Below are 14,708 nucleotides of genomic sequence, written 5' to 3'. Positions count from 1 at the left end.
CGCCGCCCTTCATTGGCCGGCGGCGCGGTCTTGCCAGCGGCCCTGATCGTCCTGCTGCCAGTAGCTTACCTCATGGCCGGCGCTGCGGAACGCCTTCCATTGCGCCCGGGCGTTTTCCACCGCCTGCGCGTCATTGCCGTCAAACAATACCGCCACGCGTGTCAGCCCATCAATGCTCCCCGCCTGCGCGCCATCGACCAGCATCCGGACATTGGCATTGTTAGGATTGTCATGGTCCGCCGTGAGCCAGACCGGCTGCAGGTCTGGAAAGCCGTCGGACTTGGCGCCATGCGGCAAGAAGCTTTCCTCGTCATAGGTCCAGAGCTGCGCGGCAAGCGCCTCGGCGCGCTCTTCTGAACCGGCCTGCACGACAACCCGCCAGCCACGCTCCAGGCTCACTGCCAATAACTTAGGCAGGACTTTCTCCAGCGGCTGCCGTTGCAGATGGTAAAAGAATACTGATGTCATGTGGCTGATTCAGCAATAACTGAGTGTTTGGTCAACATCGGACTGACGCAAAGTCACTCCCTATGGCAACTTTGCTATATTGCGCGCGTGGATAGTCTCAAACTAACTTTGAGAAATTCTGGGTTGAGCAGTCGGAAACAAACCATCGCAGCGGAGAGCGGACGTGAGTAACCGGGAACGTGACCATCGCCACGAAGCAGACCACGCCAGTCCCGCCAGTCTTTACTGCATGGCGAGCCTGGTGGCTGACGAAGCGGCGCGGAACGGTTTCGAGGATTTTGCCCGTGACCTTGAGGCTGCCCTCAAAGGTTTTCTTCCGAACATGCCGCGCGATCAGCAGGCCATTGCGCTGCGCATGTCTTACGAAGCTGCGCTGGGAGAACGTGACGCGGCGCCGCCGCGAATCCGTCTGGTCTATTCCCGGGACTGACCTTTCGGCAATCCACAAGTCCGTCAAAGCTTACCATGCGTCAGACACCGGCTTTTCCGCTGGCTGCGCGAATCCACGTTTCACACAAAAAATCGATCGTTTCCGCCGCGCCCGGGTCAAGCGGCGGCGGTCGATAATCCGCAAGCGCCTGGTTGCACGGCGCAGTGCGGCGCTGAACACTCATGGTGAACCCTCGTTGTAGGCAACCGCGATGGCCGCGGCCGCGGCGGCATTGTTCCGCGCCAGCGCGATGTTGGCGGCAAGCGAGCGTCCGCCGGTCACCGCGGCGATTTCGGCCAGCAGGAAGGGTGTAAGGTCCTTGCCAGCGATGCCCCGCGCATCCGCCCTGGCAATCGCCGCGGCGATCGCTGGCGCGATCTCGCTGGCGGTCATCTCTGACTCTTCTGGAATTGGATTGGCAATCACCAGCCCGCCCCTGAGCCCCAGTTCCCATTTGGCGCGCATCACGCTGGCAATGTCGGCGGCCGTCTCGCAGCGCATGGGCACCGCATATCCGCTGTCCCGCGAATAGAAGGCCGGAAACCGGTCCGTACCCAGGCCGATGACCGGCACGCTCAGCGTCTCCAGCGTCTCAAGGGTGAGCGCCAGATCGAGGATCGCCTTGGCCCCGGCCGTCACCACCGCCACGTCGCTCCGCGCGAATTCGGTGAGGTCCGCCGAGATGTCGAAGGTTTTTTCCGCGCCACGGTGTACGCCGCCAATGCCGCCCGTCGCAAAGACGCGGATGCCCGCCATCGCCGCGATTCGCATGGTGGAAGCAACCGTGGTCGCGCCGTCACGGCGCATCGCCACCGCGAAAGGCAGGTCGCGCACCGAAACCTTGGCGATCGACCGTCCGTCGCGGGCGAAACGGTCGAGTTCCTCCGCCGTCAGGCCCACCCGCAGCTTGCCGGCGATCACCGCGATGGTGGCTGGCACCGCGCCGCCCGCGCGCACAATGTCCTCCAGCGCCCGCGCCGTCGCGGCATTCTGCGGATAGGGCATGCCATGGGCGATGATCGTCGATTCCAGCGCCACGATCGGCGCGCCACTCGCCCGCGCCGCCCGTAGCTCTTCGGAAAACTCAAGATCGAAAGTCACGGGATGCCCCTATTGCACGCGCGCCAGGCTGATCAGTCTATCACGCTTCAGCTCCTGCGCCACTGACCGTGCCGAGCCAAGCTTGATGGCGGCCGCGCACTGGCCAAGCCACGCCGCCTCGCCAAGCGGAAGCCCCTCCAACAGGCCCAGTACAAGTCCCGCCACCGCCGCGTCACCAGCACCCGTCACATCCGCCACGCCGGAAACCGGCGCGGGTGGAACCGGCAGGATGGCCGCGCCATCCGAGGCCAGCGCGCCCGCGCGGCCGCGATGCATGACGATATTGCGGAAGCCCAGCGCATGCAGGCGCGCGATCCCGGTTTCGTCCTCCTGCCCGGTCAATGCGGCAAGCTGCGCGGCGTTGGGCGTGACCGCGAAAACCGGCTGTGCGCGGGTGAAGGAGAGGAGTTTCGCCGCTTTCACCACAGACACCGGCTCGATCAGCAGCCGCACATGGCGCGCTGCCGAAAACCGGCAGAGCCAGTCTAAGCAGGCGGTGGAGAGGTTACAGTCGGCGACAAGCATGGCGGCCGCAGCCAGCCGATCGGCGGCGGCCTCGAGATCGGCGGGCTCCAGCCGGTCCATTGCCCGCATGTCGCTGACCGCACTCACCATCTCTCCCTGGTCGTCGAGCACCGCGAGGTAACAGCCGGTTGGCTTGTCCACCCGCACCGCCATGGACATGTCCACGCCCGCGGAGGCGCAGGCCTCGCGCAGCAACGCGCCATTGGCATCCTCCCCGAGCGCGGTGATCAGCGCGGCCGCAACGCCGAGCCGGGCCAGATTCTCGGCAATGTTCCGCCCGACCCCGCCAGGCGACACCGTGATCTTGCCCGGGTTCGAGGTTCCCTGCAGATGGCGTTCACCGGCGCGGCCCTTGATGTCCACATTGGCGCCGCCGATGACAACCACCTCAGGCATCAGAAATCCGTCGGCGCGCCGCCCTCTGCCTTGCGCCGCTCGACGAAGGCGTTGAGCTCGTCGCGGACGGCGGCGTCGATGGGCGGTTCCTGATAGTCGGCCAGCGCCTGCTTCCAGACCGCATTGGCCTTCTGCCAGGCCTCCGGCTTTCCCGCCGCCAGCCATTGCTGGTTGTTGCGCCAGTCCGAGATGATCGGCGCATAGAAAGCCGTGGTGTAGCGGGCCAGCGTGTGCTGCGCGCCGAAAAAGTGCCCGCCAGGCCCCACCTCGCGGATCGCCTCGACGCCGAGCGCGTCCTCGCCGGTTTCCAGCGGCTGCAGGAATTCGCTCACCATCTGGATCAGGTCGCAGTCGAGCACGAACTTCTCGAAGCTTGCCACCAGCCCGCCCTCGAGCCAGCCCGCGCCGTGCATGATCAGGTTGCCGCCGCCCATGGTGAGGCCCCAGAGCGAGAACACGCTCTCATAAGCCGCCTGCGCATCCACCGTGTTGGCCGCGCAGGTGTTGGAGGTGCGGAACGGAATCTTGTAGCGCCGGGCCAGCTGGCCGCCAACGATGGTGGCCTTCATGTATTCCGGCGTGCCGAAGGCGGGGGCGCCGGACTTCATATCGACGTTGGAGGTAAATCCGCCATAGATGACGGGCGATCCCTTGCGGACGAGCTGCGCGAAGGCGATGCCGGCCAGCGCCTCGGCGTTCTGCTCCACCAGCGCGCCGGCAATGGTCACCGGCGCCATGGCGCCCGCCAGCGTGAAGGGCGTCACACAGACGATCTGGTTGCGCGACGCCATCTCGATGATCCCGCGCAGCATCGGCGTGTCCAGCTTCAGCGGCGAATTGGTGTTGATGATGGTGAACAGCGACGGCTCCCGCTCGAGCTGCTCCTGCGAAATGCCGCGCGCGATGCGGGCGATTTCGATCGCATCGCGGATACGCTCGGCGCCCAGCGAATAGGCGTGAAACGGCTTGTCGGTGAGCAGCACCATGTCGCGCAGCGCCTCGAGGTGGCGCACCGAGGCGTGAATGTCGATCGGCTCCACCGGATAGCCGGCCGTGAAGCCAATGCAGTTGAAGTACTGGGCGAGCCGCAGGAAATTGCGGTAGTCCGCGTGGTTGCCGGTACGGCGGCCATTGTCCATGTCGGAACTGTTGGGCGGGCTTGCCACCGTGCCGAAGGCGATGTTGGCGCCGCCGACGGGAAGGTCATTCTCCGGATTCCGCGCATGAAAGGTGAATTCCGCCGGGGCCGAAGCGATCAGGCTTTCGATCATCGCCGGGTCGAACCGCACCCGGTCACCCTGGACGCTGGCGCCCGCCTTTTTCAGCATGTCGCGCGCTTCCGGCAGGGTGAAGTCCATGCCGATTTCGGAAAGCACCCGGAGCGAGGCGTGGTGGATGGCCTCGATCTCGTCCGCCGAGACAATCGCCATCGGCGGGAATAGGCGTTTGAGCTTGCGGCGCGGCAGCTGCGGCACCGGGTTGCGGCCGGAGGGGCCGGCGCGGCGTCCGCCGCCTTCGCGGCGCGGCCTTCGGGCGGTTTCGGTTTCGCTGATGCTCACGGTGTCTTTCCTTTTTCACGATAGGGGTCGAGGGCGTGATCGGCAGCGATCTGCTTCACCAGCCAATCCTCAAAGCGTCTGATCTTGGGTTTCAGGCGGTGCTCGGCGTTGCAGGCCAGCAGCCAGTTGTGCCGGTGCGGGGCCTTGAGCGCGAAAGGCAGCACGAGGCGTCCCATCTTGATCTCTTCGGTGGCGAAAGGTCCGATGGTCATGGCCACGCCGCGGCCCTCGATGGCCGCTTCCTGGGCGAGAATATAGCTGTCGAAGGCCAGCCGGTCGGAAAGCTTGATGCCTTTCACCCCTGCGGCCTCGAGCCAGATCTGCCAGTCTTCCTCGGCGGTATAGACATAGAGCAGCTTGTGCTTGCGCAAATCCTCCGGGCTGCGCAGCGCATTTGGCCCCTGCAGCAGCGCCGGCGCGCAGATCGGCGTCAGCAGCGAGGCGAAGAGCGTGCGATAGTAATGATCGGGTGAACGGTTACGGGCCAGGATCAAGCCGACATCGACATTCTTCTCGTCAAAGTCCCAGTCGAAATAGGAGGTCGAGAGTCTGACCTTCATGTCCGGGTAGCGGCGCTCGAAATCATGAAGCCGCGGAATCAGCCATTTGAGGGCGACCGTCACATAGACCTGCACCGTCAGTTCGTTATCTGATGCGGAGGGCTTGAGCGCCCGGGTCTGGGCCTCCACCATGTCGAACGCATCCCGCACCGGCGGAAAATAGGTTTGGCCCGCCTGGGTGAGTTCGGCGCGCCGCGCATCGCGCCGGAACAGTTGCACGCCAAGCCGCTGCTCCAGCGATTTCACCTGATGGCTCACCGCCGAGCGGGTGATGCCCAACTCGCTGGCGGCGAGCCGGAAGCTGCCAAGCCGGGCCGCCGCCTCGAAGGCGGTCAGGGCGCGCAGGGGCGGCAGGTCGCGTCGGGCCAAGTTTCCTCACCACTCAAAATCATCTGGCTTTTATCACGTTCAAATTCATGGCGTTAAGAGGCGGCATTGAAATGATCTGGCTATTGTGGTGAAAAAAATTCAACATAACCGGGAAAAGATTGGCCGTTGAAAGCCCGGGCGGAACCGGAGGATATAGCGCTTAGATCAAGGAGTCCCGCGCATGAGTGCTGTCGAAGACCTGTCCCGCCGCCGCGGCGGCCGTGAGGCCCGCCGGGCCCTGCGTGCAAGACCCATCCCGATGGCCGAGGCGGCGGTGCGGCCCGGCATGGAGGGTGGCCAGTACAAGCCGCTCAGCGAGCGCGACATGCAGCGCATCCATGAAACGGCGCTGAAGCTGCTCGAAACCGTCGGCCTCGCCCAGGCCATCCCGACTTGCGTCGAAGCGATGACGGCGCGCGGCTGCTATCTCAACGCCCAGGGGCGCCTGTGCATTCCGCGCGGCCTCGTCGAGGATACGCTGGCCAGCTGCGCGCGCAATTTCGTGCTCCATGGCCGCGACCCGAAGCATGACATGGAGCCCTCGGGCAACAAGGTCTATTTCGGCACGGCCGGTGCGGCCGTCCACATTGTCGAGCCCGAGACCAAGACCTACCGCGAGTCCGTGCTGGCCGATCTCTATGACGCCGGCCGCATCGTCGATACCTGCGAGCACATCCACTTCTACCAGCGGCCGGTGACGGCGCGTGACATGCTCACCGGCCATGACCTCGACATCAACACCATGTATGCCTGCATCGCCGGCACGCAGAAGCATGTCGGCACTTCCATGGTCGATCCCGCCCATGTCGATGAATGCCTGCAGATCCTGCATGTGGTGGCGGGCGGCGAGGACAAGTGGCGCGAGCGGCCCTTCGTCTCGCAGTCGAACTGTTTCGTGGTGCCGCCGATGAAATTCGCCGAGGACGCCTGCCGCTGCCTTGAAGCCGCGGCGCGCGGCGGCATGCCGGTATTGCTGCTTTCCGCCGCCCAGGCCGGCGCCACTTCGCCGGCGGCACTTGCCGGCACCGTGGTGCAGGCGGTGGCCGAATGCCTCGCCGGGCTCGTCTACATCAATTGCGTGGTGCCGGGCGCCATCGCCATCTGGGGGCCGTGGCCTTTCGTGTCGGATTTGCGCACCGGCGCCATGTCGGGGGGATCGGGCGAGCAGGCCCTCATCACCTCGGGCTGCGCCCAGATGGGCCATTTCTACAATCTCACCGTGGGCTCGGCGGCTGGCATGTGCGACTCGAAGATGCCTGACATGCAGGCGGGCTATGAGAAGGGTGTGACCGCCGGCATCTCGGCGATGACCGGCATCAACCTGCTTTATGAGTCGGCCGGCATGCATGCCTCGCTGCTGGGCTTCTGCCTCGAAAGCCTGCTGATCGACAATGACATGCTGGGCTCCATCAACCGCAATGTGCGCGGCATCGAGGTGAACGAGGATACGCTGTCGCTCGAGGTGATCGCCGATGTTTGCCTCGCCGGGCCCGGCCATTATCTGGGCAATGAGCAGACGCTGACCCTGATGCAGAAGGAATATGTCTATCCGCATGTCGCCAACCGCATGAGCCCCAAGGAGTGGAACGAGGCGGGCAAGCCCGAGATCGTCGCGCGGGCGGCGGCGCGCAAGCGCGAAATCCTCACCACCTACTATCCGGACTATATTCCGCGCGCCATCGATGAGCAGATCCGCGCCCGGCATGACATCAAGCTGCCGCGCGGCATGATGGAGCCCGGAGACCCGCGCTGGGCCTGAGGCCTTGGAACACCCGGTCCTGACCGCGATCCGCCGCGCGGCCTTCACGCCGCTCGGCTGGTTCGCGCCAAGCGCGGATGACCGCGTGCCGGGCGGGGCCAGCTTCGTGGTGCTCATCGGCAATGCCGGGCCTGACATGTTCCGCCGCTTCCTGCGCGAAAGCGGGGCGGATGGCGGCCTTGATGCCTGGACGCGCGAGGCGGTCTCGGGTCTTGCCGCTGATCTTGGCGCTGGCGCCGTCTACCCCTTCGACACCGATCCGCCATGGCCCTTCCTCAGCTGGGCGCGGCGGGGCGGAGCGGGCCATGTCTCGCCCCTGGGCCTCAACATCCATGCCGTCTATGGCTTGTGGCACGCCTATCGCGCGGCACTGCTGTTTCCGGTCGCTTTTGATCTGCCCCCGCCATCGCCGGGGCCTTATCCTTGCGCCACATGCGTGGCCAGGCCCTGCCTCAGCGCCTGCCCGGTCGGCGCCTTTGACGGGGCGGGCTATGATGTGGCGGCTTGTGCGACACATCTCGCCCGCGCCGAGGGCTGGACGTGCATGGAGCGGGGCTGCCTTGCGCGTCACGCCTGCCCGGTGGGCCAGGGCTTTGCCTATGCGCCGGCGCAGGCGGGTTTCCACATGCGTGCGTTCCGGGCGGCACGCGAGGAGGAGTAGAGCCATGTACAGCCACATCGCCGACAAGCTGGCGCACGGCGGCATCATCATTCTCGACGGCGGCACCGGCACCGACATTCAGCGCCGCGGCGTGCCGATGAACGGCGGCACCTGGTGCGCCGAGGCCAATCTCACGCACCCGCAGGTCGTGCGCGAGGTTCATGCGGACTACATCGCGGCGGGCGCCGACGTCATCATCGCCAACACCTTCGCCACCTCGCCCTTGCTGTTCAACGCGCTGGGCCGTGACGATGACATGATCAAGATCGACCGCGCCGCCGTCGCCATCGCGCGGGATGCCGCGCTTGGGCATATGGTGGCGGTTGCGGGCTCTTTCTCCACGATGCGGCCGGTGCTGGCGGGCAGTGACCGCACATCGAAGCAGCGCGAATGGCCCGAGCGGCAAGCCCGCAGCCTGTTCAGGCGCAAGGCGGAGAACCTCGCTTCCTGCGGCGTCGACCTCATCATGATGGAGATGATGCGTGACACGGATTATTCCGTCTGGGCGAGCGAGGCCGCGCTGGCCACGGGCCTGCCTGTGTGGATCGGCATTTCGGCGGAGCGCCATGATGGCGGCAGGCTCACCGGCTTTGGCCGCGAGGACCAGCCGCTCGAAGATGTGATCCGCGCGCTCACCGCCCTGAAGCCCGCCATGATCTCCATCATGCATTCCTCGCCCAATGACACGGACGAGGCCATCGACATCCTGCGCAGGCATTGGAGCGGGCCCATCGGCGCCTATCCGGAAAGCGGCTACTTCAAGATGCCCGAATGGACCTTCGTCGACATCATTCCGCCGGAAGAACTCGTGGCCAGGGCGCGATCCTGGCGGCGCAAGGGGGCTGTGGCTTTTGGTGGCTGCTGCGGCCTCGGGCCTGAGCATATCGCCGCCCTCAACGCGGCCTTCGCATCATGAAAACCGGGTCCTGCCTGTGCGGCGCCGTCGCTTTCGAAATCCATGGGCCGCTTCGCCCGGTCATCGCCTGCCACTGCGTCCAGTGCCGCAAGCAGACCGGAACCTATATGTCAGCCACAGCCTGCGCCGACGCGGACCTCGCATTCACCCATACCGACGGCCTCGCCTGGTACCGCTCCAGCCCGGAAGCGCAGCGCGGCTTTTGCCGGCTGTGCGGCTCGGCGCTGTTCTGGAAGGCCGATGGCAGCGGCACCACCTCGATTTCGGCGGGCGCCATCGATGGCCCGTCCGGCGCTCCGCTTGACGGCCACATCTTCTGCGATAGCGCTGGCGACTATTACGAGATTTCAGGCGGCTCCTACCGCAAGGACCGCTGGTAGCGGAAAGGCAGTCGTCGGAATTGTTCCGCCCATCCTGGTGGCTTGCGGTTTCGCAGCGGCGGTTGCGCGGAATTTTCTCAGTACAGCGATGGCTTCTTCTCGCGCGTGATCCGCTCGGAGGCTCCTGAGCCCAGCGATTTCACGCCAGCGTCGGTCACCGTCGTGGCAATGAAGCCGTCCCAGGCCGAAGCCCCGGCGGGCTTCCCGCTCCGGATCGAATCGATCCAGGCCTGGTTCTGGATGCGGTAAGCGGCGGCGAAGCGCGGCCGCCAGTCGGCGGCGATGCCGGTGGCCGTCACGCCGGCGTGGCGGATTTCCGTGGAAAGCGCCGGCCCGAAGGCGATCGTGCCGGTTTCACATACCACTTCGCCCCGCACCTCATAGCCATATTGCGCGTTGAGAAAGAGCTCGACATCGACAAGCTGGCCATCGCTGGTTTCGAACACCGCCAGCAACGGGTCATGGAAATGCGCCAGCGATGACCGCCGCGCCCGGAACACCTGCACCGAGACGAGTTCCGCGGAGAGCAGGAAGCGCGAGATATCCACCTCATGCACGCAGGAATTCACGATGGCCGCCGCCTCGTTGAAATGCGGCGGCGCCGACAGGTTCCGGTGAACGCAATGCACCGCCAGCGCCGCGCCGAAGCGTCTTGAATCGATCAGCGCCCTGGTTTCCGTGTAGCCGGGGTCAAACCGGCGCATGAAGCCCAGCTGAACGAACCGCCGTCCGGCGGTGAGTTCCGCCTCGATCACCCGCAGGCCTTCGGCGGCGGTGGGCGCCAGCGGCTTTTCGCACAGCACCGGCTTTGCCGCCTTGATGCAGGCAATCGCATAATCAGCATGGGTTGCATCGGGGGAGGCGATGAGCACCGCCCCAATCTCAGGATCGGCGATCAGCGCCATCGGGTCGGCGATAACGCGCCTTGCGCCGCTTTCACGCGCCGCGGCTTCGGCCCGCCCCATGTCGGCATCGCAAACCGCCACCAGATGCGCGCCCGCCACCTGGCCCGCGATGATCCGGGCATGATCAGCACCCATGATGCCCGCGCCGATGATGCCAACGCCGATGCTCATATGCATTCCTCCGGAAAAACGCTGCAAGCATACGCCACAGCGCCATAGGTAGCCAGCCTCGATGGCCCCGTTGCGCCCCGCGGCGTCCGCGCCTACGCTTGCTCTTCGTCAAATCTTCGCCCGGAGCCGCCCCATGTATGAATTGTCCGCCGCCGAACTGGCCAGAAGGCTGCGCAAGGGCAAGGCCGATCCGGTGGCCGTGGCCGAGGAGGTCTTCACGCGCATCGCCACCGCAAGCGACCAGGCGATCTTTACCGAAACCCTGAAGCCCCGCGCCATGGCGGAAGCCCGCGCCGCGGCCCGCCGCCTCAAGGCCGGCAATCCGGCGAGCCTGCTCGACGGCGTGCCGGTGGCCTGGAAGGACCTCTTCGACATCGCCGGCCGGGTGACCACGGCGGGCTCGGTGGTGCTCAAGTCCGATCCGCCCGCCAGGCGCGATGCCGCCCTGGTGGCGGCGGCCAAGGCCGCGGGGCTCGTCTCGGTGGGCTGCCTCAACATGACCGAATTCGCCTATTCCGGCATCGGCCTCAACCCGCATTACGGCACGCCGCGCAACCCGCATGACCGGCAGGTGCACCGCTCGCCTGGCGGCTCTTCCTCGGGAAGCGCGGTCGCGGTGGCGGCGGGCCTGGCGCCGCTGGCGATCGGCACCGATACCGGCGGCTCGATCCGCGTTCCCGCCGCCTTCAACGGCATCGTCGGCTACAAGTCATCGACCGGCCATTATCCGATGGACGGCGTGTTTCCCCTCTCGCGCACGCTCGACACGCTGGGCCCGCTGGCGCGGAGCGTCGAGGATTGTGTGCTCGCTGATGCGGTGCTGCGCGGCCTCAGGAAGCCCAAGGTCAAGGAGACGGGGCCCAAGGGCCTCACCATCCTGGTGCCCGAAACGGTCATGCTGGAGGCCTGCGAAGACGCCGTCGTGGCCAATTTTGAAGCCGCACTCGCCAGGCTTGCCAGGGCCGGCGCCAAGGTCCGGCGGATCAAGATGCCGGTGCTGAAGGACATCCTCGATCTGATCGCCGCGCGCGGCCATGTTCTGGGGCCGGAGGCGCTGGCCCTGCATTGGGCGCGCGTCAAAGGGCCGGACGCGGCGCGCATGGATCAGCGCGTCGTGAGCCGTATCCTGTCAGCCGAGAAGATGACCGCCGTCGATCTCGTGCTGGTGATGCAGGCGCGCGCCCGGATGATCGCCGAAACGGCGGCTCTTATGGGCGAAGCGCTGGTCGCCTGCCCCACGGTTGCGCATGTGGCCATGCCGATCGCGCCCCTTGAGGCCGATCCGGACACGTTCTTCCGCGCCAACGCCAAGACGCTGCGCAATACCATGCTGGGGAATTTCCTTGACTGGTGCGGCGTGTCGATTCCCAGCGGCAGCGATGCGTCCGGCATGCCCACGGGCTTCCTGCTGTCGGCGAGCCATGGCCGCGACAAGCAACTGCACGGCGCGGCGCTGGCCGCCGAGCATGTCATCCGGCCCGCTTGATCCTGATCGTCTATTGCACGGCCCCGCGGGCATCGACCCGGACGGCGCCCAGAACCTCCTCTCCGCTCACGAACACCACCTTGTCGAACAGGTTGGTGACCGGGCACACGTGATTTGGCGTGATGCGGATCAGGTCTCCGACTTTTGGCTTGTGGTTCAGCTTCGAGATGTCGAGGAAGCCGTGTTCCTCCGACATGGCATAGACCTGCGCGCCTGACAGCGCCCGCACCTCGCCATAGCCCTCCAGCCCCAGGAGATCGCTGGTCAGCGCCTTGGAGCCGGCATCCGTCATGGCGCGCTCGCCCGTCGGCACGCTCACCACCGTAGCCAGCACGCTCAGCGCGCAATCCCCGGGCGCCGCCGCGCCCGCCGCCACCTGCATGCGGTCATTGTAGATATAGGTTCCGGCGCGGTATTCGCTGATCTCGGCCAGGCCATCATCCTTCCACATGTCGGGTGTGCCGCCGGTCGAGACGGCGGGAACGCCAAGCCCCGTCCGGTCAAGGCCGTGGCGCGCCGCATCGAGAAAGTGTTGCATCTTCTCCCGCGCGCCGTTCTTGGGCAGCGTCATCAAACCGCCGAAAACGAGACCGGGCTGGCGGTCGATGGCCTGGGCAAGGTTCACCGCCGCCTCCGGGCTCTGCACGCCGTTGCGGCCGGCGCCGGTGTCGCATTCGACCATTACGGATAAATCCCGCCCCGCCGCCCCGGCGGCGTGCGACAGGCCAGCGAGCACCGCTTCGTTGTCGGCTAGCACCTGGATGGCGGTGCGCCGCATCAGCTCCGCCAGGCGCTCCAGCTTGTGATGGCCCACAATGTTGAAGGTGAGCAGCATGTCATCGATGCCGGCCTCCGCCATGGCTTCCGCCTCGCCCAGCTTCTGCACGGTGACGCCCCTGGCGCCGAGCGCCACCTGCGCCCGGGCAAGCGGCGCCAGCTTGTGAGTCTTGATGTGCGGCCGGTTGGCGAAGCCCGCCTTGTCGCAGCGCGCCTGCCAGCGCCTCAGATTGTTCTCGACGACCCCGATGTCGATCACCGGCACCGGCGTCTCGAGGTCTTCGAGGCGGCGGCCCACGGCCTCGAACTGGAAGTAATTCAGAATGTCCATGGGCGCGGCTCCTCTGGTGGATGATGAAGTCTAGCACCCGGCGGGCGTGGCGCGAAGTGGCGCAAAGAAGCGCTTGCCATGGAGGCCGCCTTGGTGCTGAAAGCCGCTGGACGGAGAACAAGACACCGTGGAATTCGTGCAGTCCCTGCTGACCGGCGACGCGCTGTGGGCGCTGGGCCAGGTCATTATGATCGACCTCGTGCTGGCGGGCGACAACGCCGTGGTGATCGGGCTTGCCGCGTCGGGCCTTCCGAGGGACCAGCGCAACAAGGCGATCCTCGTTGGCATCATCGCGGCCACCGTGCTGCGCATTGTGTTCGCCGCTCTCACCACACAGCTTCTGCAAATCCTCGGGCTGATCCTGGTCGGCGGCATCCTGTTGCTCTGGGTGTGCTGGAAGATGTGGCGCGAGCTGCGTGACGGGCATGGCGAGGAAGAGGGCTTGGAGGCGGTGACCGGCGAGGATATCAACGCCGACGGCACCATCGGCGCGCCCCCCGGCCGCAAGAGCTTTGCCCAGGCCGCCTGGCAGATCATCATCGCCGACGTTTCGATGTCGCTCGACAATGTGCTGGCGGTGGCCGGTGCGGCGCGCGAGCACCCTGGCGTGCTTATCATCGGCCTGGCGCTGTCGGTCGCCTTGATGGGGCTGGCGGCCTCGGTGATCGCCAAGCTGCTGCAGAAGCACCGCTGGATCGCCTATCTCGGCCTCGCGGTGATCCTCTATGTCGCGCTCGACATGATCTATCGCGGCATTCTCGAAGTCTATCCGGCGTTGATGTGACCCATTCCAAAGGCAGCCAGACATGACCATCAGCTTTCATGATCTTTCGAAGTTGACCGCCGCGGAGCGCGCCGGGCTGTTGCGGCGCACCGAGGCCGATCTCGCGCAGTTCGAGGACAAGGTGAAGCCGATCATCGAGGCGGTGCGCCGTGACGGCGATGAGGCGCTGGCCCGTTTCGCCCGCGAATTCGACAAATCCCCGGTCGAGGCCCATGCCATCGCCGCCACCGAGGCGGATTTCGCGCGCGCCGAGAAGACGCTCGATCCCAGGGTGCGCGAGGCCTTGGCCTTCATGGCGGTGGCGATCCGCAAGTTCCACGAAGACCAGAAGCCCGAGGAAATGTGGTTTCACGAGATCCAGCCCGGCGTGTTCGCCGGCGACCGGACGACGGCCATTCCCTCCGTCGCCTGCTACATTCCGCGCGGCAAGGGGGCGTTTCCGTCCTCGGTTCTGATGCAGACCACGCCGGCCAGGGTGGCGGGGGTCAAGGACATCGTCATCGTCACGCCGCCGGGGCCTGACGGCCACATCGATGACGCCACGCTGGTGGCGGCGCGCATGGCCGGCGTCTCGCGGGTGTTCAAGGCGGGCGGCGCGCAGGCCATCGCGGCTGTCGCCTATGGCACCCGCACGGTGCCGAAATGCAGCAAGGTGGTGGGGCCGGGCAGCCCCTGGGTGGGGGCGGCCAAGCGGCTGGTCTCGCATCTGATCGACGTCGGCACCCCGGCGGGGCCCAGCGAACTGGTGATCTTCGCCGATGACACCGCAGATGGCCGCCTTGCGGGCCTCGACCTGATCATTGAATCCGAGCACGGGCCGGACTCATCGGCCTTTCTCGTCACCTGGAGCCGCCAGGTGGCCGAGGACGCGATGCAGGCGATCCCCGAATTCTGGAAGCAGATGGGCGCCCAGCGGGCCGGCTATTCCAAAACCGTGCTGGGCGGGCCGATGGGCGGCATCGTGCTGGCGCGTGACGAGGAGGAGGCCATCGCCTTCTGCAACGACTATGCGCCTGAGCATCTCGGCGTCCACTCGGACGAGCCCTTCCAGTATCTGGGTCGCCTCGAGAATGCGGGTGAAATCCTGCTCGGCCGCCACACGCCGCCGACGCTCGGCAACTTCACGATCG

15 protein-coding genes are annotated in these 14,708 nt (G+C 66.2%); 8 read left to right on the top strand and 7 right to left on the bottom strand.

Annotated features, from left to right (window positions below; all coding sequences use genetic code 11):
* Window positions 1-9: 9 nt before the first annotated feature.
* A complete protein-coding gene (locus ACKOED_RS07035; RefSeq protein WP_408915874.1) occupies window positions 10-468 on the bottom strand; it encodes a DNA polymerase III subunit chi in 459 nt (152 codons plus the stop codon).
* A gap of 163 nt (window positions 469-631) precedes the next feature.
* Here ACKOED_RS07035 and ACKOED_RS07030 point away from each other — a divergent pair, with 163 nt between their 5' ends.
* The gene (locus tag ACKOED_RS07030) at window positions 632-898 is read left to right on the top strand and encodes a hypothetical protein (RefSeq protein WP_408915873.1); all 267 of its coding nucleotides are present in this window, start codon (window positions 632-634) and stop codon (window positions 896-898) included.
* A 180-nt stretch (window positions 899-1,078) separates the two neighbouring features.
* Here the strand turns inward: ACKOED_RS07030 and ACKOED_RS07025 are convergent, their stop codons facing one another.
* Genes ACKOED_RS07025 through gcvA form a run of 4 tightly spaced genes read right to left on the bottom strand, consistent with a single transcriptional unit; the run spans window position 1,079 to window position 5,408 of the window.
* On the bottom strand, window positions 1,079-1,999 hold the full coding sequence (locus tag ACKOED_RS07025; protein ID WP_408915872.1) for a pseudouridine-5'-phosphate glycosidase: 921 nt from the start codon (window positions 1,997-1,999) through the stop codon (window positions 1,079-1,081).
* A 9-nt stretch (window positions 2,000-2,008) separates the two neighbouring features.
* Window positions 2,009-2,920 (bottom strand): carbohydrate kinase family protein, encoded by a 912-nt coding sequence (locus ACKOED_RS07020; RefSeq protein ID WP_408915871.1) that lies wholly within the window; start codon window positions 2,918-2,920, stop codon window positions 2,009-2,011.
* On the bottom strand, window positions 2,920-4,479 hold the full coding sequence (locus tag ACKOED_RS07015; RefSeq protein ID WP_408915870.1) for a trimethylamine methyltransferase family protein: 1,560 nt from the start codon (window positions 4,477-4,479) through the stop codon (window positions 2,920-2,922). Before ACKOED_RS07015 ends, ACKOED_RS07020 begins: the two co-directional genes overlap by 1 nt.
* On the bottom strand, window positions 4,476-5,408 hold the full coding sequence (gene gcvA, locus ACKOED_RS07010) for a transcriptional regulator GcvA (protein ID WP_408915869.1): 933 nt from the start codon (window positions 5,406-5,408) through the stop codon (window positions 4,476-4,478). The genes ACKOED_RS07015 and gcvA overlap by 4 nt, the downstream gene beginning before the upstream one ends.
* A gap of 181 nt (window positions 5,409-5,589) precedes the next feature.
* On the opposite strand from gcvA, the gene ACKOED_RS07005 reads away from it, so the two are divergent.
* From ACKOED_RS07005 to ACKOED_RS06990, 4 genes are read left to right on the top strand one after another with little or no spacing between them, the layout of a single operon-like run.
* Window positions 5,590-7,167 carry a trimethylamine methyltransferase family protein gene (locus ACKOED_RS07005; protein ID WP_408915868.1) on the top strand — a complete coding sequence of 526 codons (1,578 nt, stop codon included), beginning with the start codon at window positions 5,590-5,592 and terminating at the stop codon, window positions 7,165-7,167.
* A 4-nt stretch (window positions 7,168-7,171) separates the two neighbouring features.
* Complete coding sequence (locus ACKOED_RS07000; RefSeq protein ID WP_408915867.1) at window positions 7,172-7,828, top strand: ferredoxin; 657 nt, start codon at window positions 7,172-7,174, stop codon at window positions 7,826-7,828.
* 4 nt (window positions 7,829-7,832) lie between these two features.
* The gene (locus ACKOED_RS06995) at window positions 7,833-8,744 is read left to right on the top strand and encodes a homocysteine S-methyltransferase family protein (protein WP_408915866.1); all 912 of its coding nucleotides are present in this window, start codon (window positions 7,833-7,835) and stop codon (window positions 8,742-8,744) included.
* Window positions 8,741-9,124 (top strand): GFA family protein, encoded by a 384-nt coding sequence (locus tag ACKOED_RS06990; RefSeq protein ID WP_408915865.1) that lies wholly within the window; start codon window positions 8,741-8,743, stop codon window positions 9,122-9,124. The genes ACKOED_RS06995 and ACKOED_RS06990 overlap by 4 nt, the downstream gene beginning before the upstream one ends.
* A gap of 77 nt (window positions 9,125-9,201) precedes the next feature.
* On the opposite strand, the gene ACKOED_RS06985 is transcribed toward ACKOED_RS06990, so the two are convergent.
* Complete coding sequence (locus ACKOED_RS06985; RefSeq protein WP_408915864.1) at window positions 9,202-10,200, bottom strand: Gfo/Idh/MocA family oxidoreductase; 999 nt, start codon at window positions 10,198-10,200, stop codon at window positions 9,202-9,204.
* A gap of 133 nt (window positions 10,201-10,333) precedes the next feature.
* On the opposite strand from ACKOED_RS06985, the gene ACKOED_RS06980 reads away from it, so the two are divergent.
* Window positions 10,334-11,686, top strand: coding sequence for an amidase (locus ACKOED_RS06980; protein WP_408915863.1), 1,353 nt, complete (start codon window positions 10,334-10,336; stop codon window positions 11,684-11,686).
* Between the two features lie 10 nt (window positions 11,687-11,696).
* Here the strand turns inward: ACKOED_RS06980 and ACKOED_RS06975 are convergent, their stop codons facing one another.
* Complete coding sequence (locus ACKOED_RS06975) at window positions 11,697-12,794, bottom strand: alanine racemase (RefSeq protein WP_408915862.1); 1,098 nt, start codon at window positions 12,792-12,794, stop codon at window positions 11,697-11,699.
* A gap of 136 nt (window positions 12,795-12,930) precedes the next feature.
* Between ACKOED_RS06975 and ACKOED_RS06970 the strand changes: the two genes are divergently transcribed.
* On the top strand, window positions 12,931-13,578 hold the full coding sequence (locus ACKOED_RS06970) for a TerC family protein (protein WP_408915896.1): 648 nt from the start codon (window positions 12,931-12,933) through the stop codon (window positions 13,576-13,578).
* Window positions 13,579-13,600: 22 nt separating this feature from the next.
* Window positions 13,601-14,708: histidinol dehydrogenase (hisD, locus tag ACKOED_RS06965; RefSeq protein ID WP_408915861.1), on the top strand; the 1,108-nt coding region annotated here is incomplete at its 3' end.

The organism is Aestuariivirga sp. (assembly GCF_046093005.1).
In the GTDB taxonomy this organism is placed as follows: Bacteria; Pseudomonadota; Alphaproteobacteria; order Rhizobiales; family Aestuariivirgaceae; genus Aestuariivirga.
Note: the sequence above shows the minus strand (reverse complement) of the source record. Positions and strands in the feature narration are given on the sequence as shown.

Bases quoted from the DNA above. Each gene is read 5' to 3' on its own strand.
- ACKOED_RS07035 (WP_408915874.1), bottom strand. From the start codon at position 468: ATGACATCAGTATTCTTTTACCATCTGCAACGGCAGCCGCTGGAGAAA.
- ACKOED_RS07020 (WP_408915871.1), bottom strand. From the start codon at position 2,920: ATGCCTGAGGTGGTTGTCATCGGCGGCGCCAATGTGGACATCAAGGGC.
- ACKOED_RS07005 (WP_408915868.1), top strand. From the start codon at position 5,590: ATGAGTGCTGTCGAAGACCTGTCCCGCCGCCGCGGCGGCCGTGAGGCC.
- ACKOED_RS06995 (WP_408915866.1), top strand. From the start codon at position 7,833: ATGTACAGCCACATCGCCGACAAGCTGGCGCACGGCGGCATCATCATT.
- ACKOED_RS06990 (WP_408915865.1), top strand. From the start codon at position 8,741: ATGAAAACCGGGTCCTGCCTGTGCGGCGCCGTCGCTTTCGAAATCCAT.
- ACKOED_RS06985 (WP_408915864.1), bottom strand. From the start codon at position 10,200: ATGAGCATCGGCGTTGGCATCATCGGCGCGGGCATCATGGGTGCTGAT.
- ACKOED_RS06980 (WP_408915863.1), top strand. From the start codon at position 10,334: ATGTATGAATTGTCCGCCGCCGAACTGGCCAGAAGGCTGCGCAAGGGC.
- ACKOED_RS06975 (WP_408915862.1), bottom strand. From the start codon at position 12,794: ATGGACATTCTGAATTACTTCCAGTTCGAGGCCGTGGGCCGCCGCCTC.